This is a genomic window from Kitasatospora sp. NPDC058218, assembly GCF_042882445.1.
In the GTDB taxonomy this organism is placed as follows: Bacteria; Actinomycetota; Actinomycetes; order Streptomycetales; family Streptomycetaceae; genus Kitasatospora.
Genome location: NZ_JBHVWC010000027.1, coordinates 24567 through 49875, shown reverse-complemented (window position 1 = coordinate 49875; position 25309 = coordinate 24567). Strand labels below are relative to the sequence as shown.

Annotated in this window: 20 protein-coding genes and 1 pseudogene; 14 read left to right on the top strand and 7 right to left on the bottom strand. The window is 73.3% G+C overall.

Annotation, left to right across the window (positions count from 1 at the left end; all coding sequences use genetic code 11):
• Positions 1 to 14: 14 nt before the first annotated feature.
• Complete coding sequence (locus ACFVYI_RS18835) at positions 15 to 902, top strand: ornithine cyclodeaminase family protein (RefSeq protein WP_387886873.1); 888 nt, start codon at positions 15 to 17, stop codon at positions 900 to 902.
• 350 nt (positions 903 to 1252) lie between these two features.
• On the opposite strand, the gene ACFVYI_RS18830 is transcribed toward ACFVYI_RS18835, so the two are convergent.
• On the bottom strand, positions 1253 to 1831 hold the full coding sequence (locus tag ACFVYI_RS18830) for a TetR/AcrR family transcriptional regulator (RefSeq protein WP_387886764.1): 579 nt from the start codon (positions 1829 to 1831) through the stop codon (positions 1253 to 1255).
• Between the two features lie 100 nt (positions 1832 to 1931).
• Here ACFVYI_RS18830 and ACFVYI_RS18825 point away from each other — a divergent pair, with 100 nt between their 5' ends.
• From ACFVYI_RS18825 to ACFVYI_RS18815, 3 genes and pseudogenes are all read left to right on the top strand, one after another.
• A complete protein-coding gene (locus ACFVYI_RS18825) occupies positions 1932 to 2837 on the top strand; it encodes an NAD(P)-dependent oxidoreductase (RefSeq protein ID WP_387886762.1) in 906 nt (301 codons plus the stop codon).
• Positions 2838 to 3014: 177 nt separating this feature from the next.
• Positions 3015 to 3728 (top strand): GntR family transcriptional regulator, encoded by a 714-nt coding sequence (locus tag ACFVYI_RS18820; RefSeq protein WP_387886760.1) that lies wholly within the window; start codon positions 3015 to 3017, stop codon positions 3726 to 3728.
• Positions 3729 to 3830: 102 nt separating this feature from the next.
• Positions 3831 to 4422 (top strand): annotated as a pseudogene (locus ACFVYI_RS18815) (Uma2 family endonuclease).
• Position 4423: 1 nt separating this feature from the next.
• On the opposite strand, the gene ACFVYI_RS18810 reads toward ACFVYI_RS18815, so the two are convergent.
• Together ACFVYI_RS18810 and ACFVYI_RS18805 are read right to left on the bottom strand one after the other, a co-directional pair.
• Complete coding sequence (locus ACFVYI_RS18810) at positions 4424 to 5104, bottom strand: ABC transporter ATP-binding protein (protein WP_387886758.1); 681 nt, start codon at positions 5102 to 5104, stop codon at positions 4424 to 4426.
• On the bottom strand, positions 5101 to 6177 hold the full coding sequence (locus ACFVYI_RS18805; protein WP_387886755.1) for an ABC transporter permease: 1077 nt from the start codon (positions 6175 to 6177) through the stop codon (positions 5101 to 5103). The genes ACFVYI_RS18810 and ACFVYI_RS18805 overlap by 4 nt, the downstream gene beginning before the upstream one ends.
• Before the next feature lie 258 nt (positions 6178 to 6435).
• Here ACFVYI_RS18805 and ACFVYI_RS18800 point away from each other — a divergent pair, with 258 nt between their 5' ends.
• The 3 genes from ACFVYI_RS18800 (at position 6436) to ACFVYI_RS18790 (ending at position 9406) form a co-directional block, all read left to right on the top strand.
• Positions 6436 to 7647 carry a sensor histidine kinase gene (locus tag ACFVYI_RS18800; protein ID WP_387886752.1) on the top strand — a complete coding sequence of 404 codons (1212 nt, stop codon included), beginning with the start codon at positions 6436 to 6438 and terminating at the stop codon, positions 7645 to 7647.
• Positions 7644 to 8309: a response regulator gene (locus tag ACFVYI_RS18795; RefSeq protein ID WP_387886750.1), complete on the top strand. Its 666-nt coding sequence runs from the start codon at positions 7644 to 7646 to the stop codon at positions 8307 to 8309. Before ACFVYI_RS18800 ends, ACFVYI_RS18795 begins: the two co-directional genes overlap by 4 nt.
• Positions 8310 to 8383: 74 nt before the next feature.
• Positions 8384 to 9406 (top strand): nitronate monooxygenase, encoded by a 1023-nt coding sequence (locus tag ACFVYI_RS18790; RefSeq protein WP_387886748.1) that lies wholly within the window; start codon positions 8384 to 8386, stop codon positions 9404 to 9406.
• Between the two features lie 131 nt (positions 9407 to 9537).
• On the opposite strand, the gene ACFVYI_RS18785 is transcribed toward ACFVYI_RS18790, so the two are convergent.
• Positions 9538 to 10944 (bottom strand): aminopeptidase P family protein, encoded by a 1407-nt coding sequence (locus ACFVYI_RS18785; RefSeq protein ID WP_387886871.1) that lies wholly within the window; start codon positions 10942 to 10944, stop codon positions 9538 to 9540.
• A gap of 287 nt (positions 10945 to 11231) precedes the next feature.
• Here ACFVYI_RS18785 and ACFVYI_RS18780 point away from each other — a divergent pair, with 287 nt between their 5' ends.
• The 7 genes from ACFVYI_RS18780 to ACFVYI_RS18750 all read left to right on the top strand — a co-directional run bounded on the left by ACFVYI_RS18780 (position 11232) and on the right by ACFVYI_RS18750 (position 19841).
• Positions 11232 to 12983 (top strand): ABC transporter substrate-binding protein, encoded by a 1752-nt coding sequence (locus ACFVYI_RS18780; protein ID WP_387886745.1) that lies wholly within the window; start codon positions 11232 to 11234, stop codon positions 12981 to 12983.
• Between the two features lie 13 nt (positions 12984 to 12996).
• A complete protein-coding gene (locus ACFVYI_RS18775) occupies positions 12997 to 13956 on the top strand; it encodes an ABC transporter permease (RefSeq protein ID WP_387886743.1) in 960 nt (319 codons plus the stop codon).
• Positions 13953 to 14939 carry an ABC transporter permease gene (locus ACFVYI_RS18770; protein ID WP_387886741.1) on the top strand — a complete coding sequence of 329 codons (987 nt, stop codon included), beginning with the start codon at positions 13953 to 13955 and terminating at the stop codon, positions 14937 to 14939. The genes ACFVYI_RS18775 and ACFVYI_RS18770 overlap by 4 nt, the downstream gene beginning before the upstream one ends.
• On the top strand, positions 14939 to 15937 hold the full coding sequence (locus tag ACFVYI_RS18765; RefSeq protein WP_387886739.1) for an ABC transporter ATP-binding protein: 999 nt from the start codon (positions 14939 to 14941) through the stop codon (positions 15935 to 15937). The genes ACFVYI_RS18770 and ACFVYI_RS18765 overlap by 1 nt, the downstream gene beginning before the upstream one ends.
• The gene (locus tag ACFVYI_RS18760) at positions 15934 to 16959 is read left to right on the top strand and encodes an ABC transporter ATP-binding protein (RefSeq protein ID WP_387886737.1); all 1026 of its coding nucleotides are present in this window, start codon (positions 15934 to 15936) and stop codon (positions 16957 to 16959) included. The genes ACFVYI_RS18765 and ACFVYI_RS18760 overlap by 4 nt, the downstream gene beginning before the upstream one ends.
• A gap of 136 nt (positions 16960 to 17095) precedes the next feature.
• Positions 17096 to 17257, top strand: coding sequence for a hypothetical protein (locus ACFVYI_RS18755; protein WP_387886734.1), 162 nt, complete (start codon positions 17096 to 17098; stop codon positions 17255 to 17257).
• 250 nt (positions 17258 to 17507) lie between these two features.
• On the top strand, positions 17508 to 19841 hold the full coding sequence (locus ACFVYI_RS18750; RefSeq protein WP_387886732.1) for a collagenase: 2334 nt from the start codon (positions 17508 to 17510) through the stop codon (positions 19839 to 19841).
• Positions 19842 to 20139: 298 nt separating this feature from the next.
• On the opposite strand, the gene ACFVYI_RS18745 is transcribed toward ACFVYI_RS18750, so the two are convergent.
• The 3 genes from ACFVYI_RS18745 to ACFVYI_RS18735 all read right to left on the bottom strand — a co-directional run bounded on the left by ACFVYI_RS18745 (position 20140) and on the right by ACFVYI_RS18735 (position 25218).
• Entirely contained in the window at positions 20140 to 22512 is a 2373-nt protein-coding gene (locus ACFVYI_RS18745) for an immune inhibitor A domain-containing protein (RefSeq protein ID WP_387886729.1), read from the bottom strand.
• Positions 22513 to 22682: 170 nt separating this feature from the next.
• Positions 22683 to 23060, bottom strand: a complete 378-nt coding sequence (locus ACFVYI_RS18740; RefSeq protein WP_387886727.1) for a YrdB family protein — start codon at positions 23058 to 23060, stop codon at positions 22683 to 22685.
• Between the two features lie 88 nt (positions 23061 to 23148).
• Positions 23149 to 25218, bottom strand: a complete 2070-nt coding sequence (locus tag ACFVYI_RS18735; protein ID WP_387886725.1) for a prolyl oligopeptidase family serine peptidase — start codon at positions 25216 to 25218, stop codon at positions 23149 to 23151.
• Positions 25219 to 25309 lie beyond the last annotated feature (91 nt).

Here is a 25309-nt window from a genome sequence, read left to right as displayed (position 1 = left end):
GGGTCGACGGGTCGTTGACCCCGGCCCAGGCGGCCGACGCGATCGAGCGGGTGCTGCTGGCCGGGCTGGACCCGGAGGCCGGGCCCGCCCGGTCGGCGATGCCGGTGCCGGCCGGCGAGCTGCTGCTGATGCCCGCGGCCACGGCCGAGTACGCCGGGGTGAAGATCGCCGGGGTGGCCCCCGGGAACGCCGCCCTCGGCCTGCCCCGGATCACCGGCAGCTACCTGCTGCTGGACGGTCCGACGCTGCAGCCGGTCGCCCTGCTCGACGGCGCGGCGCTCACCTCGCTGCGCACGCCCGCCGTCACCGCCGTCGCGCTGCGCCGGCTGGCCGCGCCGGACGCCTCGCACCTCGTCCTGTTCGGCTCCGGCCCGCAGGCGTACGGGCACCTGGACGCGCTGCTCGCCGTCCGGCCGCTGACCAGGGTCACCGTGGTGGCCCGCAGCGAGGCGCCCGCCGAGGCGCTGGCCGGGTACGCGCGCTCGCTCGGGCTGGCGGCCTCGGTGGGCACGGCGTCCGCCGTGGCCGAGGCGGACCTGGTGGTCTGCTGCACCACGGCCCGCACCCCGCTGTTCGACGGTGCGCTGGTGCCCGACCACGCCGTGGTGGCGGCGGTCGGCTCGCACGAGCCGCAGGCGCGGGAGGTGGACGGCGTGCTGGTCGGCCGGGCCGCGCTCTACGTCGAGGCCCGGGTTGCCGCCCTGCGGGAGGCGGGGGACCTGCTGATGGCCGGCGTCACCGGGGCCGACGCGCTCTGGAACCTGGGTGAGCTGGTGCGCGGCGAGGTGCCGGTGCCGAGCGACCGGCCGCGCTTCTTCAAGAGCGTCGGGATGGCCTGGCAGGACCTCGCCGTCGCGGCGGAGATCCACGAGCGGGGCCGGGCGGCGGAGTTGCCCGGCTAGGTGCCGAGCGCCCGGGAGGTCGGTCGCCCGGGAAGCAGAGCCGACTGCCGGGCGTGTGTGCGCACGAGGCGGGCAACTCCGCCAGGCCGTGGACGGCCGCCCGGTGTTCCTCGGTGGTGCAACGGGTGAGCAGGGCGGCCACCGCCGCCGGCGCCCCGCCGTGGAGGTGGGAACTCCGCAGCACGGCGGGGGCGTTGCGGCCCCGGTGGGGGCGGCCGGCGTAGAGGGCGAGTTCGATGCCCATGTCCGTCTCCTCGGACTGTGGTCGAACGTCGTAGGGGTGGGCCGAAGCAGCGGCCGGCGTGGTGGGACGGGATCCCCGGCCACGCCGGCCGCTTTCGTGTGCCCGGCTACCGGTAGCTGCGGATCAGCCGGGCCAGGTGCTTGCCGGCGAGGTGCAGCGGCTCCTCGCTGCGGGCCACCTGGGCGGTCAGCTCGGCGCCCTCCAGGGTGCTGACGACGGTGGCGGCGAGTTCGCGGGCGTCGTCCGCGCCGAGGCCGGCCGCCAGCAGCTTCTCCGCGACGACGGCACGCCAGTGGGTGAACGCCTCGGCGACGGCCTGCTCGATCACGGGCGCGCGGCCGATCGTCTCCAGCGCGGTGCTGGTGATCGGGCAGCCGTCCTGCCAGTCGGACTCGCGCAGGCCCGTGGCGAGCAGTCCGGTGCAGGTCGTGATCGCCTCGGCCGGGTCGTCCGCGCCGGCCAGGCCGGCGCGGAGCAGCTCGGCGAACTCCTGGTCGCCGTGGCGGATCGCCTCGGCGGCCAACTCCTGCTTGCCGCCCGGGAAGAAGTGGTAGACGGAGCCGAGGGTGGCCTCCGCCTCGCGCGAGATCTGCTTGATCCCGGTGCCCTCGTAGCCCTGGCGCTGCAAGAGCCGGGAGGTGGACCGGACGATCCGCTCGCGGGTGCCGGTGGTCGTCGTCTTCACGGGCCGAGTCTAGCCGAACAACTGAATAGAGCGTTCGTTACAGAGCTGTGTTAGCTTCCTCTCCTGGATAGAGCGTTCGTTCTAGCGGAGGGGAATTCCCATGTCTGTTTCACCCGTGCCCGCCTCGCGGCAGCCCGGTACCGTCGAGCGGTCCGTCACCGTGATCGGCCTCGGCCCGATGGGGCAGGCGATGGCCGGCGCCTACCTGGACGCCGGCCACGCCGTGACACTCTGGAACCGGACCGCCGCCCGGGCCGACGAGCTGGTCGCCCGCGGCGCCGTCCTGGCGCCCGACGCGCGGGCCGCGGTGGCCGCCAACGAGGTGGTCGTGCTCAGCCTCACCGACTACGACGCGGTGTTCGCCGTCCTGGCCGCCGCCGAGGGCGCGCTCGCCGGGAAGGTGATCGTCAATCTGAGCTCGGACACCCCGGCGCGGGCCCGCGAAGCCGCCCGCTGGCTGGCCGCGCGCGGGGCCGGCCAGCTCACCGGCGGGGTGCAGTCGCCGCCCTCGGGGATCGGCCGGGCCGAGTCCTCCACCTTCTACAGCGGGCCGGCCGAGCTGTTCCGGCGGCACCGGGAAACCCTGGAGGTGCTGACCGGCGCCGACTACCGGGGCGACGACCCGGGGCTGGCCCAGCTGTACTACCAGATCCAGATGGACCTCTTCTGGACGTCGCTGCTCGGCTACCTGCACGCCACCGCCGTCGCCGAGGCGCACGGCATCTCGGCCGAGGAGTTCCTGCCGTACGCCTCCTCGACGGCCGCCTCGATGCCCGACTTCCTCGCCTTCTACGCCCCCCGGATCGCGACCGGCTTCCACGAGGGCGACGTGGACCGGCTCGCGATGGGTCTGGCCAGTGCCGAGCACGTCCTGCACACGGTGGAGGCCGCCGGGGTGGACGGCTCGCTGCCCGCGCTGCTGGTCGAGACCTTCCGGCGCGGGGTCGAGGCCGGGCACGGCGAGTCCAGCGCGACCAGTCTGATCGGGCTGTTCAAGGGGGTGTAGCCGGGCGATCCGCCATGGATGTGCCGCCGGCCGTTGCGACGGCCGGCGGTCGCTGCCACCATGGGCCCCGCCGGGCAAATGCGGTCGGCGACGAATGCTCCAAATAGCGGAATGTTGCACACTCAACGTAACGTGACATTGTACGCTGGTGTTCTGCGACCCATCCGGAGGAACACCATGGCCGACCTCAAACCCCGCACCCTGATCTCCGTTCAGGAGCGGCTGCGCGACCAGGTCGCCCACGCCCTTCGGGCCGCGCTGATCTCCGGCGAGCTGCGCCCCGGCGTGGTGTACTCCGCTCCCGCGCTCGCCGCCGACTTCGGCGTCTCCGCCACCCCCGTCCGCGAGGCGATGCTCGACCTCGCCCGCGAGGGCCTGGTGGAGGCAGTCCGCAACAAGGGCTTCCGGGTCACCGAGCTGACCGAGCGCGACCTCGACGACTTCACCGAGATCCGTGCCCTGATCGAGGTCCCGACCATCGGCCGGGTCACCCGCACCGCCACCGCCGAGCAGGTGGAGGCGCTGCGCCCGCAGGCGGAGGCGATCGTGGCCTCCGCCCGCAAGCACGACCTGATCGGCTACCTGGAGGCCGACCGGCAGTTCCACCTGGACCTGCTCGGCCTGGCCGGCAACGCCCGCCTGGTCGAGGTCGTCGGCGACCTGCGCAAGCGGTCCCGGCTCTACGGCCTCAACCGCCTCGACCAGCGCGGTGAGCTGGTCTCCTCCGCCGAGGAGCACCTGGAACTGCTCGACCTGATCCTCACCGGCGACTCCGAGGCCGCCGAGGCCTGCATGTCCCGCCACCTCGGCCACGTCCGCTCGCTCTGGGCCGCCGGCCAGGAGGAGGCCGAGGAGGAGGCCCGCCCGGCGCTGCGACTGCGGGCGCGTTAGGGGCCCGCGGCCGCTCGTTCGGGTGAAGACCGACGATCGGGCGGCCGACGGCATCTGCGGCCTACGATGATGCTCTCGACACCGGCAATCGGGAGGGACTCCATGTCCGCCGCCGCGGTGGAAGAGCCCGTGGAGCAGCCGACGCTGCTCGAAGTCGCCGAGCTGATCTCCAACCAGTTCGCCGGCTACCGGGTCGAGGTCGTCGGGAGCCAGGTCACCGTGACGCCGCCGTCGAGCATTCAGCACGGTAGGTCGCTCAGCCGGTGCATGCGCGTGTTCTTCGCGGCGGGCTTCAGCGACGAGATCGAGGTCATGCAGAAGGTCGGCCTCTGGCTGCCGGACGGACCTTCGGACTTCGCCATTCCCGACCTGGTGATCGTCGACGCCGATATCGAGGACCACCTGGTCGAGCACAACTGCTACGACCCAGCGGTCTTCCGTCTCGTGCTGGAGGTGACCTCCTCGAACATCAGCGACGACCTGAAGAGGAAGCCGACGGCCTACGCCTCCGCCGGGGTGCCGGTCTACGTCATCGTGGACCGGAGCAACCAGCGCGTGATGGTGCTCACCGAGCCGCAGCGGTGAGTACCGGGTGCACGCCGTCCACCACCCCGGGCAGTCGTTCACGCTGCCGGAGTCGATCGGGGCGTCGGTGACGCTCTCGGTGGACGACGTGCTCACCGCGAAGAAGTAGCTCACGCCGCCGCCGGCACGGTGAGCCTTCCGTCGTGGACCTCGGCGACCCGGTCGACGGCCGTGAGGTGGGTCCGGTCGTGGGTGACCAGCACGGTGGCGGTGGCGCGGCGGTGGGTGAGTTCGGTGATCAGCTCGATCACGGCGGCGCCGCGCTCGTGGTCCAGCGCGCTGGTGGGCTCGTCGATCAGCAGCACCGTCGGGTCGTTCATCAGGGCGCGGGCGATGTTGACGCGCTGGCGCTGACCGCCGGAGAGCTGGTGCGGCCGCCGCGCCGCCTGGTCGCGCAGGCCCACGGCGGCCAGGAGTTCGAGGGCACGGGGGAGGGCGGCGCGCGGGGAGCGGCCGTCGAGGTGGGCCATCACCTGGAGCTGTTCGGCGGCGGTGAGCGAGGGCAGTAGGTTGGCCTGCTGGAAGACGATGCCGATCCGGTGCCGGCGCAGCGCGGTCAGCTCGGCGCGGCTCAGCCCGGTGGTCTCGACGCCGTCCACCACCACCCGGCCCGTGTCCGGGGTGGTCAGCGTCGCGGCGACGGCCAGCAGGCTGGACTTGCCGGAGCCGGACGGGCCGACCACCGCGGTGATCGAGCCCTTGGGGACGGTGAGCGAGACCTCGTCCAGCGCGGTCAGCCGGCCGTCGCCGTCCGGGTAGGTCAGGGTGATGTGGTCGAGGTGCAGGCTCATCGGGCGCTCCCCAGGGCGGTCAGCGGGTCGACGGAGGTGATCCGGCGGATGGACAGGGCCGCGCCGACCGCGCCGAGCGCGATCATCACGACGGCCGGGACGAGGACGGTCGGGGCGTCCAGGACGAACGGCACCGCCGAGCCGAGCAGCGCACCGGCGCCGACCGCGATCGCGGTGCCGACGGCCGTGCCGAGCACCAGCAGCAGCACCGCCTGGCCGAGCGCGTCGGTGAGCAGGTAGCGGGTGGAGGCACCGAGGGCCTTCAGGACCGCGATGTCCGCGCTGCGCTGGATCGTCCAGACGGTGAAGAACGCGCCGATCACCAGCGCCGAGATGGCGAACAGGAAGCCGCGCATCAGCTGCAGCGAGCCGTTCTCCGAGGTGTAGGAGCCGATCGCGGAGAGCGCGTCCTCCCGGCCCCGGGTCTCGGTGCCGTAGCGGGCGTCCGCCGCGCCGAGGTCCGCGCCGGGCGCCGTGGTCAGGGCGATCACGGTGGCGTGTCCGGCGCCGCCCGGGGCGACCGACTGCCAGTCGGTGAGGCTGGTCCAGACCACCGGGGTGTGGCTGAACGAGGCGTCGCCGGTCACCGCCGCGACCTGGAGCGGGCGGCCCGCCAGGGTGAAGGCCGCGCCGGGGCGCAGGCCGCCCAGGTCGTCGGCGGCGGTCTGCGACAGCACGGCCCGGCCCGGGCCGACCGACGCGCCCTGCGGGGCCAGCGGTGAGCCGTCCGGCACGCCGAAGGCGGAGAGCGCGGCGGTGCGCTGCCCGGCGGCGGCCTTGGTGGTGGTGATGCCGAGCGGCTGTGCGGCCGTGACCCCGGGCACTTGCGACCAGCCCTGCCACTGCTCGGGCGTGACCTGGGAGTCGGTGAAGGAGAGCTGTTGCCCCTCGGCCGGGACGGCGAAGGCCAGGTGGTCGGCGGGCAGGCCGGTGATCGCCGAGACGTTCTGCCTGCCGAGCCCGGCCGTCAGGCCGGACAGCAGGCCGACCAGTACGGTGATCAGCACGACGACGGTTCCCATCAGGGCGAACCGCCCCTTGGCGAACCGCAGGTCCCTCCAGGCGACGAACACGTCCGCGATCTCCTTCCCTCGGTTGCGACTGCGACTGCGACTACGGCTGCGAGTGCGACTACGGCTACGGCTACGGCTACGACTGCGATTGCGATTGCAACTGCCGCCACGCAGGCGGCTTCGACGCTCACCACGGTCGCGCGGGACGGGGTCGGCGGGCATCGCGCGGGGGGTTGGATCCTCGGCATCGAAGGGGAGAGGCGGAGTTCAACCCTTTGATTGATGCCGATCCGGAGCCGCGGACCCTAGGCTGGACGGATGGCGACCGAACGACCTCGAACCACTCCCGTCGCCCGCGTACTCCAGGTCTGCCTGCACCTGCTGGTGGCGGGCCTGCTCGCACTCGCCGTGGCCCGCGCGGTGGTCGGCCGGGGCGGCGACCCGGCGGCCGTCGTCGCCGCCGGCACGGCGATGGGCGCGGTCTACGCGGCCGGCCCGCTGGTCGGCGCCGTCCGCCGGTCGCGGCGGGCCGCCACGCTCTGGCTGGCCCTGCTCGGCGTCACCTGGGTGGGCGTGCTGATCGCCACCCAGGACGGCGTCTGGCTCGCCTTCCCGCTGTACTTCCTGGAACTGCACCTGCTCGGTCGCCGGGGCGGGCTCGTCGCCGTCGCCCTCACCGCGGTCACCGCGATCGCCGCGTGGTCCTGGCACCAGCACGCCTTCAGCGTCGCCGCCGCGATCGGTCCCGCGCTCGGCGCGGCCGTCGCCACCGTCACCGCCCTCGGCTACCAGGCGCTCTACCGGGAGAGCGAGGAACGCCGCCGGCTGATCGACGAGCTCACCGCCGCCCGCGCGGGCCTCGACGCCGCCCAGCACACCGCCGGCGTGCTGGCCGAGCGGGAACGGCTCGCCCGGGAGATCCACGACACCCTCGCCCAGAGCCTGTCCAGCATCCAGCTGCTGCTGCGCGCCGCCCAGCGGGCCCTGCCCGACCGGACGGAGGCCGCCGCCGACTACGTCGAGCAGGCCCGTCAGGCCGCCCAGGACAACCTCGCCGAGGCCCGCCGCTTCGTCCGCGCGCTCACCCCGCCCGACCTGGAGAGCGCCTCGCTGCCGGTCGCCCTCGAACGGCTCTGCGCCACCACGACGGCCCATGCCGGCCTGCCCGTCCGACTGCACGTCTCGGGGGACCAGGTGCGGCTGCCGGTGCCGCAGGAGGTCGCGCTGCTGCGGATCGCGCAGTCCGCGCTCGGCAACACGGTGCGGCACGCGAAGGCCTCGCATGCGGAGGTGACGCTCAGCTACATGGACGGCGAGGTGGCGCTGGACGTGTTCGACGACGGGGCGGGCTTCGACCCGGCGCGGGCGGCCGCGAGCGCGGGGGGCGGGGAGGGCGGCTTCGGCCTGCCGTCCATGCGGGCCAGGGCGCGGGCGCTGGGCGGTACCTTCGCCGTGGAGTCCGCCCCGGGGGAGGGGACGGCGCTCGCCGTGCTGCTGCCCGTCGCCCCCACCACCGAGGACTCTCCGTGACCGAACCCGTGACCCGCGCCGAACCCGTGATCCGCCTGCTGCTCGCCGACGACCACCCGGTGGTCCGGGCCGGGCTGCGGGCCGTGCTGGAGAGCGAGCGGGACTTCGTCGTCGTCGCCGAGGCCGCCACCGCCGAGCGGGCCGTCGAGCTGGCGGCGGAGGTCGAGGTGGACGTGGTGCTGATGGACCTGCAGTTCGGGCCGGGCTCGGCGATGAACGGAGCGCAGGCCACCGCGGCGATCACGGCCCGGGCGGCGGCGCCCCGGGTGCTGATCGTCACCACCTACGACACCGACGCGGACACCCTGCCCGCGCTGGAGGCCGGGGCCACCGGCTACCTGCTGAAGGACGCGCCGCCGGAGGAACTGGCCCGGGCCGTCCGCTCGGCGGCGCAGGGGCGGACGGCGCTGGCGGCGACGGTGGCCGACCGGCTGCTGGAGCGGATGCGGACCCCGTCGGCGGCACTGAGCGCGCGCGAGACGGAGGTGCTGGGGCTGGTCGCGGACGGGCTGACCAACCAGGGGATCAGCCAGCGGCTGCATCTGAGCCAGGCCACGGTGAAGTCGCATCTGGTGCACATCTACGCGAAGTTGGGGGTGGACTCGCGGACGGCGGCGGTGCGCGAGGCGCGGGTGCGGGGGCTGATCCGGCGGGGGGTGTGAGGGGCCCCGGGCCGAGGGGGCGGGCGTAGGGTTGGGCGGGTCCGGACCGTCGCGCGCAGTGGAGGAAACCCGCAATGGCCGTCCGCCTCGACGAACTCGCCGTCCCCGTCATCGCCGCGCCCATGGCGGGCGGGGCGACCACGCCGGAGCTGGTCGCCGCGGTGAACGCCGCCGGCGGCCTCGGGTTCCTCGCGGCCGGGTACCGGAGCGCCGCCGCGATGGTCGAACAGATCGTTCGGGTGCGCGAGTTGACGGACCGGCCGTTCGGCGTGAACCTCTTCGTGCCCGCCGCGCCCGGCGATCCACAGGCCGTCGCCGCCTACCGGGAGCACCTGCTGCCGGAGGCCGAGCGGTGGGGCGTGCGACTGCCCGCGACGATCGCGCCGGACCGCGACGACTGGGACGCCAAGATCGCCGCGCTGCTGGACGCGCGCGTCCCCGTGGTGTCGTACACCTTCGGGCTGCCCTCGCCCGAGGAGGCGAGGGCGCTGCGGGCGGCCGGTACCCACCAGGTCGCCACCGTGACCACGCCGCAGGAGGCCCGGCGCGCCGAGGCGGTCGGGGTGGACGCGCTCTGCGTGCAGGGCCCGGAGGCGGGCGGGCACCGGGCCACCCACGGCGTGGCGGACCGGCCGGGGGACGTCCCGCTGCTCGAACTGCTGCCCGCCGTCGGGGCGGTGACGGCGCTGCCGCTGATCGCGGCGGGCGGGATCGCCGACGGCCCGGCGGTCGCGGCCGCGCTGCGGGCCGGGGCGGTGGCCGTCCAGCTGGGGACGGCGCTGCTGCGCGCGGACGAGTCCGGCGCTTCCGCGCCGCACCGGTCCGCCCTGACCGATTTCCCGGACACGGTGGTGACCCGGGCCTTCACCGGCCGTCCGGCACGCGGCCTGCGCAACGCGTTCATCGAGCGGTACGAGCCCTACGCGCCGGCGGCCTACCCGGAGGTGCACCACCTCACCCAACCGCTGCGGGCCGCGGCGGCCGGGCGCGCCGACACCGGGGCGATGCACCTGTGGGCCGGCACCGGCCACCGCGCGGCCCGCAGCGGGCCGGCCGCGGAACTCGTCAAGGAGCTGTGGGAGCAGGCCCGCCGCTGAAGCGCGGCGCGGTGGTGTCTGCGCGCGTACGCGGCGGCGACCGGCGGCGAGGTGGAGGTCACCGTGCGGCAGGGGGATCGGACGATCAAGGTGGCCTGAGCCCGAACCCCCTGCCGGCCGTGCGGCGGTGCTCAGCCGAGCAGCTCGGCCATCCAGGACTCGACGGCGGCGGCGGTGCGCGGGAGCGCGTCGGACATCAGGCGGGCGCCGTCGGCGGTGATGACGAGGTCGTCCTCCAGCCGGATGCCGAGCCCGCGGAGTTCGAGCGGGAGGGTCTCGTCGTCGGGCTGGAGGTAGAGGCCGGGCTCGACGGTGAGCACGTGGCCCTCCTCCAGGACGCCGTCGAGGTAGGTCTCGGTGCGGGCCTTGGCGCAGTCGTGGACGTCCATGCCGAGCATGTGGCCGCTGCTGCAGAGCGTGTAGCGGCGGTAGAGGCCGCTCTCCTCGGCGATGGCCTGCTCGGCGGAGACGGGCAGGACGCCCCAGTCGGCGAGCCCCTCGGCGAAGACCCGCATCGCGGCGAGGTGGAAGTCGCGGAACCGCGCGCCGGGGCGCAGTGCGGCGATGCCGGCGTCCTGGGCGGCGAGGACCAGGTCGTACGCCTGGCGCTGGGCGGAGGTGAAGGTGCCGCCGAGCGGAAGGGTGCGGGTGATGTCGGCGGTGTACAGGGTGTCGGTCTCGACGCCGGCGTCGAGCAGCAGCAGGGCGTTCGGGTCGAGCGCGCCGTCGTTGCGGATCCAGTGCAGGACGCAGGCGTGGGCGCCCGAGGCGGCGATGGTGTCGTAGCCGGTGCCGTTGCCCTCGGCGCGGGCGCGCAGGTTGAAGACGCCCTCGATCCAGCGCTCGCCGCGCGGGTGGCGCAGGGCGGCGGGGAGGGCGCGGACGACGTCCTGGAAGCCGAGTACGGTGTGGTCGACGGAGAGCTGGAGCTGCTCGACCTCCCAGGCGTCCTTGATCAGCCGCAGTTCGGACAGGACCGAGGCGAGGGCGGCGTCGCTCTCGCGCCGCTCGGGTGAGCCGGGCCGCTCGGTGGCGGCGTCGAGGGCGGTGTCGACGCCGGCCAGGACGCGGGTGGCGGGCTGCGGTCCGGTGAGCAGCTTGTCGAGGTCGTCCAGGTGCTCGGTGCGCAGGCCGGTGAGGCGGGTGGCCTCGGCGAGGTCGGGGCGGCGGCCGACCCAGAACTCGCCGTAGCGGCGGTCGCGGTAGAACTCGCCGCCGCGGACGGGGTCGGCGCCGCCGCGCGGGGAGCGCGGGCGCAGGTAGAGCACGGGCTCGTGGCCCTCGGGGCCGGAGGGCTCCAGGACGAGGACGTGGCCGGGCTGGTCCTCGCCGGTGAGGCCGGTGAGCCAGGCGTAGGCGGTGTGCGGGCGGAACCGGTAGTCGTCGTCGTTGCTGCGGACCTTGAGCTCGCCGGCGGGGACGATCAGCCGCTCGCCGGGGAAGGCGGCGGAGAGCCGGGCGCGGCGTCCGGGCATGGCGGCGTAGCCGGGGACGCGCCGGTCGTCGACGAGCGGGGTGGGGGCCCAGGCGGTGGCCATGTAGGCCTCCAGCGCGGGGGAGGTCGGCAGGTCGTGGCTGCTGGTGTTGAGGCCGGTCTGACGGAGGGTCACCGGGGTACTCCTATGCGGGGCGGCGGGGTCGCACGGGACACAGCTCGATAACGGGATGCGTCATCTCTTGTGCAGTGCAATTTCACATTACTATGTTACGGGTCACACCGTGGAGCGGCTAGGCCTGCTGAGGGCGCCCTCCCCGGTCGGGCCCCGGATCACCTCCGGGGTCGGACGACGGGCCTCAACGGCGGCCCCCCACTGCGGAGTTGCACATGACCAGGCGCACCCACGCCGCCCTCGCGGCGGCCCTCGCAGCGACACTCACCCTTGGCCTCGGGGCCTGCAAGAACGACAAGAGCGACACGGCCGGCGACACCGCGGCCAGCAGCACCAAGGGTCCGGGCGCGGAGGCCGGCTCGATCGTCGGCGGCACCCCGGTCAAGGGCGGCACGCTCACCGTGCTGACCAACCAGGACTTCGCCCACCTCGACCCGGCCCGCAACTGGGTGCTGCCGCACATGGACTTCGGCACCCGGCTGATCTACCGCACCCTGGTCACGTTCAAGGCCGAGCCGGGCGCCGCCGGCAGCGAGATCGTCCCGGACCTCGCCACCGACCTCGGCAAGTCCTCCGACGGGGGCAAGACCTGGACCTTCACCCTGCGCGACGGTCTGAAGTACGAGGACGGCAGCCCGATCAAGTCCGCCGACATCAAGTACAACGTCGAGCGGTCCTTCTCCCCGGACCTCACCGGTGGTCCCGACTACGCCGTCCAGTACCTGGCCGGCGGTGAGAACTACAAGGGCCCGCTGACCGGCGAGCACCTGTCCAGCATCGAGACCCCGGACGACAAGACCATCGTCTTCCGTCTGAAGCGCCCGGTCGCCGAGTTCTCGTACACCGCCACCCTGCCGACCTTCTCCCCGGTGCCGCAGGCGCAGGAGAAGGGCACCCAGTACGACTCGCGGCCGTTCTCCTCCGGGCCGTACAAGATCGAGTCCTACGACCGCGGCAAGCAGCTCGTGCTGGTCCGCAACACCAACTGGGACCAGGCCTCCGACTCGGTCCGCAAGGCCTACCCGGACAAGATCGTGGTCACCCAGGGTCTGAAGGGCGGCCAGGTCGACGACCGGATCATCGCCAGCGACGGCGCCGACTCCTCCACCGTCGAGATGCCGTGGATGCAGCACGAGTCCGTCGCCAAGGTGCTGCCCAAGGCGGACGTCAAGGCCCGCATGGTGGCCGAGCGCACCGGCTGTACCGACATGCTGTACCTGAACAACGCCAAGGCGCCCTTCGACGACCCGAAGGTCCGCGAGGCGATGATGTACGCGGTCGACCGCGAGGCCCAGGTCACCGCGTTCGGCGGCCCGGCGATGGCCGACGTCGCGACCTCCTTCCTGCCGCCCGCGCTGACCGGCGGCGTCAAGGCCGACCCGCTGAAGATCCCGGCCGCCGGCGACCCGCAGAAGGCCAAGGACCTGCTCAAGGCGGCCGGCAAGACCGACCTCAAGGTCTCGCTCACCGTCTCCATCGGCGACAAGAGCCGCGGTGAGGCGCTCCAGCAGTCGCTGGCCAAGGCCGGCATCCAGGTCACCGTCAACACCGTGGACGCGTCCGCCGTCGCCGACGCCGTCGGCGACATCAAGAACGCCCCCGAGCTGTACATCAACGGCTGGTGCCCGGACTACCCGTCCGCCGCGACCTTCCTGCCCTTCCTCTTCGACGGCCGCACCATCAAGGAGAAGGGCAACCAGGGCAACTACAGCCAGTTCCGGGACCAGGCCACGATGGACCGGATGGACCAGATCGCGGCCATGACCGACCTGGCCGAGGCCAACGCCGCCTGGAAGCAGCTCGACGAGGACCTGGTGAAGAAGGCCCCGGCCATCCCGCTGATGTGGCAGCGCCGCCCCCTGCTGGTCGGCACCAACGTGGCCGGCGCGTTCGGCAACTCCGGCTTCGCCGGCATGATCGACATGGCTGTGGTCGGCCTCAAGGACCCCGCGAAGAGCCAGGGCTGAGGGACCGTCACCGATGAGTACAACCACTGAGCCCGCCGCCGTGGAGGTCACGGCGGCGGGCCCCGCGAAGGCCGCCGGGCGCGGGCCCTGGCGGCTGGTCTGGGACCAGCTGTGGGCCAAGGGCTCGGCCCGGTTCGGCCTGATCACCGTCGCCGTGCTGGTGCTGTCGGCCGCTCTGGCCGGCCCGTTGAGTTCGCTCGGCGGCTGGACCCCCGAAGAGTTCGACAAGCGCGCCGTCGACCCGTACATGGGCGGCACGCCGATCGGCTCCTTCGGCGGGATCGGCTCCCGGCACTGGCTCGGCGTCGAGCCCGGCTCGGGCCGCGACCTGTTCGCCCGCGTCCTGCACGGCGGCCAGGTGTCGCTGCTGATCGCGTTCACCGCGACCGCCGTGGTCGTGGTCGCCGGCACCCTGGCCGGAATCGCCGCCGGCTACTTCGGCGGCCGCATCGACGCGGCGCTCTCCCGGCTGATGGACCTCACGATGTCCTTCCCGTCGCTGATCTTCATGATCGCCATGATGTCGGTGGCCAAGGACGTCAACCGGATCCTGCTGATGACGCTGGTGATCGGTCTGTTCGGCTGGCCCGGCATCGCCCGGGTGGTCCGCGGTCAGACGCTCTCGCTCAAGCACCGCGAGTACGTCGAGGCGGCCAAGGTCGGCGGAGCCCGCTCCTGGCGCATCCTCACCAGGGAGATCCTGCCGAACGTCTCCGGCCCGATCATCGCCTACACCACGCTGCTGATCCCCGGCATGATCGCCACCGAGGCCGCGCTCGGCTACCTCGGCGTCGGCGTCCGTCCGCCCACCGCGTCCTGGGGGCAGATGATCTCCGAGAGCATCGTCCACTACGAGACCGACCCGACGTACTTCCTCATTCCGACGGTCTTCCTCTTCATCGCCGTGCTCGCCTTCACCCTGCTCGGTGACGCGCTGCGCGACATCCTCGACCCCCGGGGAGGCCGGTCGTGATCATCTACCTCGGCCGTCGGCTGATCGGCGTCGCGGGCATCCTGCTCGCCATCTGCGCCATCACCTTCACCATCTTCTACCTGCTGCCCAACGACCCCGCCGCGGCCGCCTGCGGCAAGACGTGCAGCCCCGAGCGACTCGCCGCCGTCAAGGTGGCGATGGGCCTGGACCAGCCGATCTGGAGCCAGTTCGGCAGCTACCTGGCCGGCATCTTCGCCGGCCGCGACTACGGCAGCGGCCCCAGCGCCGTGCACTGCGGCTTCCCGTGCCTCGGCTACTCGTACGAGTACGGGCTGCCGGTCTGGGACCTGCTCGCCGACCGCCTGCCGGTCTCCGTCTCGCTGGCCTTCGGTGCGGCGGTGCTCTGGCTGGGACTCGGCCTCGGCGCCGGCGTCACCTCGGCCCTGCGCAAGGGCAGCGTCACCGACAGGGTCCTGACGGTGCTCTCGGTCGGAGCCGCCTCGCTGCCGGTCTACTTCACCTCGATCATGCTGATCTGGGGCATCGTACGATCCGCCGGCCTGCTGCCCTACCCGTCGTACCACGCCCTCACCGAGGACCCGTTCGGCTGGGCCTCCAACCTGCTGCTCCCCTGGATCGCGCTGGCCCTGCTGTACGCGGCCACGTACGCCCGGCAGAGCCGCAACTCGATGATCGAGACGATGGCCGAGCCGTACATCCGCACGGCCCGCGCCAAGGGCCTGCCCGCGCTGACCGTGACGGTCAAGCACGGGCTGCGCTCCGGGATGACCCCCATCCTGACCATCTTCGGCATCGACCTGGGCGGCCTGCTCGCCGGCGCGGTCATCACCGAGTCCATCTTCGGCCTGCCCGGGGTCGGTCGGCTCTTCTACGACGGGCTGATCCGCTCCGACCAGCCGGTCATCCTCGGCGTCACCCTGCTCGCGGCCTTCTTCATCGTCGCGGCGAACCTGCTGGTCGACCTGCTCTACGCGGTGGTCGACCCGAGAGTGAGGTACTGATGGCACTGTTGGAGGTCGAGGATCTCGCAGTCTCATTCGACACCCCGCGCGGCACCGTCCGGGCCGTCGACGGCATCTCCTTCACCGTCGAGGCCGGGCAGACCCTCGGCCTGGTCGGGGAGTCCGGCAGCGGCAAGTCCGTCACCTCGCTGGCCGTGATGGGCCTGCACCGCGGCGCCGCCGTCAACGGCTCGATCCGGCTCGCCGGGCAGGAGCTGAACGGGCTGGGGGAGCGGCAGTTGGGCACCATCCGGGGCCGGCGGATCGCCATGATCTTCCAGGACCCGCTGTCCAGCCTGCACCCCTTCTACACCGTCGGCGAGCAGATCGCCGAGCACTACCGGGTGCACTTCAAGGCCTCCCGCAAGGCCGCTCGCGCGCGGGCCGTGGAGATGCTGGGCGAGGTCGGCATCCCCGAGCCGGCCCGCCGGGTCGACGAGTACCCGCACCAGTTCTCCGGCGGCATGCGCCAGCGCGTCATGATCGCCATGGCGCTCGCCTGCGAACCCGACCTGCTGATCGCCGACGAGCCCACCACGGCTCTCGACGTCACCGTGCAGGCCCAGATCCTCGACCTGATCGCCCGCATCCAACAGGACCGCGGCCTCGGCGTCGTCATGATCACTCACGACCTCGGCGTGGTCGCCCGCGTCGCCCACGAGGTGCTGGTGATGTACGGCGGCCGAGCCGCCGAACAGGCCCCCGTGGACCGGCTGTTCGGCGCCCCCGCGCACCCGTACACCCGCGGGCTGCTCGACTCGCTGCCCCGCCTGGACGACACCGACGACGCCCCGCTGCGGGCCATCCCCGGCAGCCCGCCGTCGCTGATCGCCCCCGCCCCGGGCTGCTCCTTCGCCCCGCGCTGCGCCCGCACCACCGCCGCCACCGCCGAGGAGCACGCCCGCTGCCTGGCCGAGCGCCCCGCGTTCGGCCCGCTCGTCCCCGGCCACCAGGCCGCCTGCCACCTGCCGCTGGTGCCGCTGGGAGCCCGCTCATGACCGACCGTCCGCTGCCGTCCCAGTCGTCGCCCGACCGGCCGCGCTCCGCCGAGCCGCTCCTCTCGGTGCGGGACCTCGTGAAGACCTTCCCCGGCAAGCGCGGCCGCACCGGCCGGCCCGGCTCCCCGATCCGCGCCGTCGACGGGGTGAGCTTCGACGTCGCCAAGGGCGAGACGCTCGGCCTGGTCGGCGAGTCCGGCTGCGGCAAGTCCACCACCGGGCGGATGATCGTCCGGCTGCTCGACCCGACCTCGGGCACCGTCACCTTCGACGGCACCGAGATCGGCGGCCTGTCGCAGGCCGCACTGCGCCCGCACCGGCGGGACCTGCAGATGGTCTTCCAGGACCCGTACTCCTCGCTCAACCCCCGCCAGACGGTGGCCCGGATCATCTCCGAGCCGCTGCTGGTCCAGGGCACCGGTGCGGCCGAGGCGCGCAAGCGGGCCGCCGAGCTGATGGAACTGGTCGGGCTGATCCCCGAGCACCTGGACCGCTACCCGCACGAGTTCTCCGGCGGCCAGGCGCAGCGGATCGGCATCGCCCGCTCGCTGGCCACCTCGCCCCGGCTGGTCATCGCCGACGAGCCGGTCTCCGCGCTGGACGTCTCCATCCAGGCCCAGGTGGTCAACCTGATGGAGCGGCTGCAGGACGAGCTGGGCCTGGCGTACGTCTTCATCGCGCACGACCTCTCGGTGGTCAAGCGGGTCTGCGACCGGGTCGCGGTGATGTACCTCGGCCGGATCGTCGAGATCGGCGACAAGGCGCAGGTGTACGGCAACCCCGCGCACCCCTACACCCGGGCACTGCTCTCCGCGGTGCCGCTGCCGGACCCGGCCGCCGAGCGGGCGCGCGAGCGGATCGTGCTGCTCGGCGACCCGCCGAGCCCGGCCAACCCGCCGTCCGGGTGCAGCTTCCACCCGCGGTGCCCGAAGGCCCAGGAGATCTGCCGGACCGAGCGTCCGCTGCTGCAGATCGCCGGCCCGGGCAACCGGGAGGCGGCCTGCCACTTCCCGGAGAACTGAGGCCCCCGGCGGCCCCACCCGCCGCCGCACCGCCCTGCACCCCCACGCGAGGCGGTGCGGCTCCGAGTGTGTCCGAGGACACGCCTCCAGCCGCACACCCGCTCCACCCCCACTCCTCCCCGAATCAGGAGCACCGGTGTCAACTCCCCGCGCCGCGCACCGCGTTGTCCTCGGCCCCACCGAGGACGTCGCCGACCACGTCGAAGCCGTGACCGGCCGGTCCGGCACGGTCGACGTCCGGTCCGACGGCCGGGCGGGCACCGCCGACCACACCTGCGGGGGCCCGCTGCGACGGTAGCCCCGCCCCACAGACTCCCGTACGGGCCCGCCGTCCTGACCGCTTCCGCGGCGGGCCCGTACGGGCCAGGCCCGGCCGACCCTTCCACCCGGCCGGTCCTTTCGGAGCGCACACCTCTCCCCGCCGCGCCCCGGGATCGGACCTCGCGCGTGCCCCACCTCCACCCCCCACGGGCACGCGCCAGGTTCATGCACGACACCGACTGCTCATTACCCCACTCACAGGAGTTCTGGTGTCTTCAACCCGACGCATGCGTACCACGATGCTCTCGGTGGCGCTGGCCGTGACCCTGGCCGCGCCGCTCGTGCAGAGCGCCCAGGCGGCCGGTACCCCGGCCGCCGCCGTCCCCGCTCCCGCCGGCACCCCGGCCGGGGCGTCCGGATCGGCCGCGTACGGCCCCGACGACGCGGTGGCACACCCCGCCACCGCGCCGGCCGGTGCCTTCGCGGCCGGCCCCGGGGGCTGGCCGGGCGCCGCGGCGCTCCAGCCGACCACCGCCGAGCCGCAGCCCGCGACGCCGACCGGGGCCGCGCCGGCCGCCGCCGACCAGGCCGCGCCCTGCACCGTCGAGCGCTTCAGCGCGTTCACCCCGGGCGAGCTGGCCGACTTCCTCGCCGACCGCCGGAACCCGTACGAGGAGTGCCTGCTGCCGCTGCTGGGCAGCTGGGACGCGCGGTTCGCCAAGGTGATGACCGGCGCCCACGTCCGGGCGGTGGCGGACCGGATCAGCGACCTGGCGCCGTCCTTCGACAGCGCCAACAACCTCAACCAGAAGGAACTCTGGTACTACCTGCACGTCGTGGTGCTCTTCGACTTCCACTACCACGACGTGATCGACATCCGCGACGCCGTCACCACGGCGGCCGTCGACCGGGCGATGACCCGCTACACCGCCAACGCCCGGGTGTTCGAGCCGACCACCGCCAACGGCAGCGTCATGGGCGAGCTGCTGCAGACCGGTACCGCGCCCACGCTGCGGCTCGGCCGGATCCCCCTGGTCAAGCGCGTCCTGGGGGTGTTCGCCCCCGGCAGCGCCGCCATCGGCGACTACGGCTGGAACTGGGCGGTCCTGAGCGCCCTGCAGCTCAACTACCAGGGCGTCTACAACGAGGGCCAGGACCCGCAGGGCCTGTTCCGCGCCGCGGTGACCGCCGACGCCGACTACCGCGAGGCCTTCCGGGCGTACGCGGGCTACCGGCACCTGAAGGGCACCGCCAGCGAGTGGGCGGCCGGCGACGCGATGCTGGAGTACGGCCGGTTCACCACGATCGACGCGCTCAAGTCCGGTCTGCGCGACCAGGTCGGCCAGACGTTCAGCCAGGTCACCGATGTCTTCGGCCGGCTCAGCAAGCCCTGGGCCAGCCTCGGCGTGGCGCTCAACGCGCTCGGGACCTGCGGCCAGTACAACGTCTGCCGGGCCGACGTGGAGCGGGAGATCCTCCCCCACACGTACAGCTACGACAACGGCACCCTGAACATCCACACCGCGCTCGACCGGGCCACCGCCGACCAGCTCTACTACGCCACCAAGCAGGTCAAGGCCCAGTTCTTCCGCGTGCTGGGCACCGACCGGCCGCTGGCCGACGACACCCACCCGGCCCTCGACATCCAGCTGTACGACACCAAGTCCCGGTACATCAACCTGCAGAACCTGCTCTTCGGGATCGGTGACGTCAACAACGGCGGGATGTTCGTCGAGGAGCGCTCCACCTTCTTCACCTACCAGCGGACCGGCGACGAGTCGTACTTCAGCCTGGAGGAGCTCTTCCGGCACGAGTACACCCACTACCTCAACGCCCGCTGGGCCATCCCCGAGAACGGCTACACCCTCCGCTGGCCCGGCGAGGAGACCTTCGCCATGAACGAGGGCACCGCCGAGTACTTCGCCGGCTCCACCCGCGACGGCGGCGTGAAGGCCCGCAAGTACATGGTCCGCCAGGTCGGCTGGGACGACCGCGACCGGAAGCCGCGGCTGACCGTCGACCAGGTCCTGCACGCCACCTGGGCCTCCCAGGGCTTCCGGGCCTACCCGTACGCGGCGACCTTCTTCAACCTGCTGGGGGAGAGGCACCCCGAGCAGCTGGCCGAGATGTACCGCCTGCTGCGCGCCGACGACAAGGCCGGCTACGACGCCTGGCGCGACCGCCTCGGCCGGGACGCCGCGCTCCAGCGCGAGTACACCGCCTACCTGGACGCCGAGATACCGCTCGCCGACTCGCTCTACGTCCCGGTGACCAAGTACGCCGCGAACGGCTCCCTGCGGTACGCCTGGGCCTCCGAGGTCCAGGCCGCCTTCGCCGCCGCGACCCAGAACGCCCCGGTCTGCAAGGACAACGGCGACTGGAACAGCAAGATGCGCTTCAGCTGCTCGGGTCGCATCACCGCCAACCTCACCAACGCGGCCGACGCCGGCCGGGTCCGGGCGGACATGGCCGCCACCGTCGACACCTACCTGCTCGGCCGGGGCGGCGGCGCCGCCAACAACCTGGCCGACATGAACTGCTGGTTCGGCAAGGTCGACGTCTGGCCCACCGGCCAGGCCGGCACCGCCGACTACAACTGCGAGGGCCCGCTGCGGCGGTAGTCCTCCCACTGACGCCCGGTCGGGCGTGGCGGGGAACCTCACGAGGGCCACGCTCGACCGGGTTCCACCGGCGCGTCGCTTCGGCGGCGCGCCGGTGGTGTTTCCGGCCGCCCGGGTGGGCGGCCGGTTGGTGTTCCCGCTCGGCTCTGCTCTTCCCGGCTCTGCCCGGGTCCGCCCCGCTCGGCTCTGACCCGTCCCGCCCGGCCCCCGCTCCGCCCCGCCCCCGTACCCCGGAACGCGGGAAGGCCCCGACTCCCGCCGCGTGCGCGGGAGTCGGGGCCTTCGCCGGGGAGCCGGGTCAGGAGGCCGGGCCCACCCGGACGGTGGTGATCCGCCCGCCCTGGGCTTCGCGGACGACCTCGATCTTCGTGTTGGTGTCCGGCACCTTCACGCCGAGCTGCGGCGTGGCGGGGTCGGAGTACACCCCGGTGCGGTCGTTGAAGGCCGGGACGGCCGGCTCGGAGCCGATCCGCACCGGGACGCCGGCCTTGTGCAGGGTGAAGGCGGTGGTCGGCTTCAGCGAGAAGGTCGCGTCGAAGGTCTGCGCGCGGCCGTTGACCAGCGAGCCGTCGGCGAACCTGATCGGCGTCGGGTGGGCGTCGATCGGCAGGATCAGCCCGCCGCCCGGGTGGTCCTTGGTGTTGTTGTCGCCGTACCCGGTGTCCCAGAGCCAGACCAGCACGCCCTCCTGGTACGGGTAGTTGTCGACGATGTCCTTCTTGCCGTCGACGCCGGAGTACCCGAAGTTGTACGGGCCGGTCTTCAGGAAGGCGCCGTAGCCCGCGTACCGGCGGTTCTCCACCAGGTAGGCGCGCGGGTGCTGGGTGACCGCGGTGCGGCCGGTGACGACGGAGAACCCAGTGGCGGTCCAGCCGTTCGTGCCGTTCTCGGCGCCGTCGGCGAACAGCTCGGTGTCACCGGCGGCGATCCGGACGGCGTCGACCAGCACGCCGCGGCCGTGCGTGTTGCCGTCCGAGGTGACGTGGAAGCGCAGCCGGACCTGCTGCCCGGCGTACCCGTCCAGCGGGACGGACAGCTGCCGGTAGGCACCCGAAGTGCCGCTCAGTCCCGGGGTGTTGGCGGTGGTGTTGCCGATCGGCGTGCCGTCGACGGTGCCGCCGAGCGCCTTCCAGGTCTTCCCGTCGTCGGTGGAGGCCTCGACGGCGAGGAAGTCGTAGTCCTGCTCGATGTCGTACCAGGCGGCGGCGGTCAGCGTGACCGGGCCGGTCACCGAGCGCAGGTCGACCGTCCGGGCCAGCGAGTTGTCCAGGTTGTCGCCCGTGCCGCTCCACCAGTGCTTCGCGCCCTGGTTCGGGTCGGCCAGCTCGGTGCTGGTGGTGCCGTCGGGCAGGTGCACCAGGACCGCCTGGGCCTGGTCGGTGTTGTAGCCGCTGACGCCGAGCGCGTGGCTGGAGCGGGTGGCGGCCTGCGCCTCGTCGTAGTCGAGCCAGCCGAACTGCAGCTTGCTCCAGGCGTCGAGGTCACCGGGGTAGCCGCCGGTGGTGTTCTTGCCCTTGCCGAGGTACGAGCCGGAGGACATCAGCGACCAGAAGTTGACGCTGTTGTCGCCGCCGTTGGTGCTGTACAGGTCGGGCAGGCCCAGGTTGTGGCCGTACTCGTGGGCGAACAGGCCGACGCCGCTGTTCTCGCCGCCCTGCACGTAGTCGTAGACGTACAGGCCGGTGTCGCCGACCGGTGCGCCGCCGATCCGGTTGCCCGCCGGGCCGGTCTGGCCGGCCGGGTCCGGGAAGGCCCAGCTGCGGTGCGCCCACAGGGCGTCGGCGCCCTGCGCGCCGCCGCCCCAGGTCTCGTCGACGCCCGCGTGCACCACGACCACGTTGTCCAGGTAGCCGTCGGGCTGGCTGAACTCGCCGTCCTTGTCGTGGTCGTAGCGGTCGTAGACGTCGTACTGGGCCAGCTCGGCCTTGACGTCGGCGGCGGTACGGCCCTTGGCGATCTCGCCGTCGTACCAGGCCTTGACCGCGTCCCGGATGAACTCCTGCCCCTGCGTCCAGGCGCCGGACCCCTGGGGGCCCTTGTTGCTGCCGTACCGGGCCTCGTTGTACGGCACGGTGACCCAGTCGCTGACCGTGCCCTCGATGTCGTAGCGGCCGGAGGACTGGGTGCGGTAGTAGTTGCGCATCGAGACCGCGCCGGGCGAGTCGTCGAAGAACATCTGCTGGTAGTAGCCGCGGTCGAAGTTCTTGCTCCAGAGCGTGTGGTTGTCGCTCTTGCCGGGCGCGGGGATCGTGTTGTGCTGCGGGCCCGGCGTGCCGCCGTAGCGGGGCTGGCCGTTGTACTGGGTGGTGTTGTCCACCTGGTCGCCGAACTGGGCGAGGATGACGAAGACCTTGTCCTTGCGCTGCTGCGCGAGCTGGACGTAGTCGTTGCCGATCTTCACCTTGGCGGGCGCCCGCTTCTGCGAAGTCTTGGCGACGGAGCCCTTGTTGAGCTGTTCCAGTGCCTTGGTGCGGAGCGACTGGCGCTCGCGCTCCTGGGGGGCGAGCGGGCCGGGAGGGGCCTCGGTGCCGCCCTCCTCGGTGCCCTCGGCGGCGGCGGCCGCGATGGTGGTGGGGGAGGGGGGAGTGGCCTGGGCGGGGGTGCCGATGAGGGTGGCCGCTATCGCGCTCGTGGTGAGCGCGGCCGCGAGTGCCGCGGACAGTCTGCGCAACTGACCTGTCCTTTCAGGACGGTGGATGGTCGGGGGAGTCGGGCAACAGTCGGTGGAGCGCAGGTAATATTTCACATGTCATGGGTCACACGGAAGACGCTGGACAGGGGCGAAACGCAGAGCGCCGCACGACCTGAGCGGTCGTGCGGCGCTGGTGGGCCGGCGTTCGGTCAGCCCGTGGTGTACTCCACGGTCACGCTGATCAATGCCAGGACCCCGAACACCAGCCCCAGGGCGGGGCGGCCGGCGGCGTTCAGGGCCAGCGCGCCGATGGCGAAGACCGCCAGTTTGAGGGCGATCTCCGCGGGCAGCGGCAGCCGTACGGTCGGGCCGCCCGCGGCCAGGAACAGCCCCCAGGTGATCGCCGCGAGGACCGGCGCGCCCAGCCCGAGCAGTGCCCGGGTGAACGGGCCGGAGCCGGTCCTGAAGCCCCAGTAGCAGAGCGCGGCGAGCAGCCCCAGCTCCAGCGCGAAGGCGAGCCCGCCGTTGACCACGGTCACCGGAGTCCACTGCCGCTGCGAGACCGGGCCCGGTCTGCTGATCCTCATCCGTCTGATCCTCCCCGTCCGGCCCGGCGCCCGGATGGACGTCGGTCCCGGCGGGAGTCTGGCAGGCACCGGCGCCCGCCACAACGGATCACCCCGACAGGGCGCCGCGCAGGAAGGCCAGTTCGGCCGTCGTCACCTGCTCGTTCACGCCGTCCGGGGTCATGTGGGTGACGCCGGGCAGCGGCAGCACGCTGTGCGGGCGGCCCGCCCGGGTGAGCGCCTGCGAGAGCAGCAGGGTGTGCGACGGGTGCACGTTGTCGTCGGCCAGGCCGTGGATCAGCAGCAGCGGCCGGGTGAGCGACGGCGCGTCGTCGATCAGGCAGTCCGCCGCGTAGCCCTCGGGGTTGTGCTGCGGCAGGTCGAGGTAGCGCTCGGTGTAGGCGGTGTCGTACCGGCGGAAGTCGGTGGGCGGCGCGCCCGCGCAGGCGGCGTGGAAGACGTCCGGTCGGCGCAGGACGGCGAGCGCGGCGAAGTACCCGCCGTAGGACCAGCCGCGCACGCCCACCCGGCCGAGGTCGAGGTCGGGGTGCTTCTCGGCGAGCGCGTGCAGCGCGGCCACCTGGTCGTCCAGCGCGGCCTCGGAGAAGCGGCGGAAGATCGCCCGGGTGAAGGTGGGGGAGACGAACGGGGTGCCCCGGTTGTCGGTGGTGACGACCGCGAAGCCCTGGTCGGCCCACCACTGGCGGAGCTGCCAGCGGCGCGGCTCGTTCGCCACGGCCTGGAAGCCGGGCCCGCCGTAGACGTCGAGCAGGACGGGCAGCCGCCGGCCGGACCGGTGGCCGCGCGGGTACACCACGGCGGTGGGCAGGCCGTGCTCGGTCACCCGGGCGAGCCTCGGCTCGACCCGGTAGGGCAGCGCGGCGGACAGGTCGGTGAGCACCGCCTCGCCCGAGGGGCCGGTCACCCGGCGGCGCACGCCCTCGGGGCCGGCCGAGACGAGCAGCAGGGTGTCGGCGGAGGCCAGCGCGGAGTGGACGCCGGGGCCGGAGCTGACCAGCTCGGGCGCGCCGCCGTCGGGGTCGACCAGGTGGACGTACTGGTCGGCCGGGTCGCCCTGGCCGGTCTCGCAGAGCAGCTTGCCGCGCAGTCGTCCGACCACCCGGCGGATCTGCAGGCCGGATGTGTCCAGCGGCTTGCCGTCCAGCGCCAGGCCGCGCGCCGCGGGGGTGTCGTGGACGGTGAGCAGCCGGCCGTCGGCCAGTCGGGCGGGGGTGCCGGGCAGGTCGTCCACCCAGAACTCGTCGGTGGTGCGGGAGAGTTCGCGGGTGGCGCCGGTGGTCGGGTCGGCGGTGAGCAGCAGGATGTTCTGCTGCAGGCGGTCGGCGACGGTGAGCAGGACCTCACCGGCGTCGGCCCACTCGGCGGCGCAGAGGTAGGGGAACGCCTCGGCGTCCCAGCTCAGTCGGGTCCGGCTGCCGTCCAGGCCCAGGACCCAGAGCTGGACGTCGGCGTTGGGCCCGCCGGCCTGCGGATAGGCGAAGTCCTCGGGCTGGTCGTCCGGGCGGGCCGGGTCGGCGAAGTGCTTCCGGGGCAGGGCGGACTCGTCGACCCTGGTGGCCAGCAGCGCGCCGCCGTCCGGGCGCCACCAGTGACCGCGGGCGCGGCCCAGCTCCTCGGCGGCGGCGAACTCGGCGACGCCCCAGCGGGCGCCGTCGGCGGGGCTCAGCGGCGGGTGGCCGGGGGTGACGTGCAGGGCGTCGTCGGCGACGTAGGCGACGCGGTGGCCGGCCGGGTCGGGCCGGGGGTCGAAGGCCGGTCCGGCCACGGGGAGTTCGGCGCAGGTGCCGGCGGTGGTGTCGGCGCGGAACAGCCGCCCGTCCAGGGCGAAGACGGCGACCGCGAGGTCCGCGGTGGCCGCGAAGGTGCCGATGCCGGCGGCGGTCAGCCTGGTCCGTTCGCGCAGCCGGCGCTCGACGGCGGGCAGGTCGTCCCGGTCGCCGGTGCGGTCGGGGGCGAGGGCGGCGGGGTCGGCGACCAGGCGCTCCTCGCCGGTGGCGAGGTCGAGCAGGTGGAGCCGGTCGACCCGGTCCTCCGGGCCGGTCGAGCGGAGCAGCAGCAGCCGGGTACCGTCCTCGCTGAGGGTGATCGCGCGCGGGGCGCCGTAGCCGAAGCGGCCGGTACGGGCGCTGAGGTTGAGGAAGGGGTCGGTGATGGTCACCGCCCGATGTTCGCCGCGCGGTACCGCCCTGGACCAGTGCTGGGTCATGTGAAATGTCACACATCACCTATGATCTTCCCCATGGAGGCGA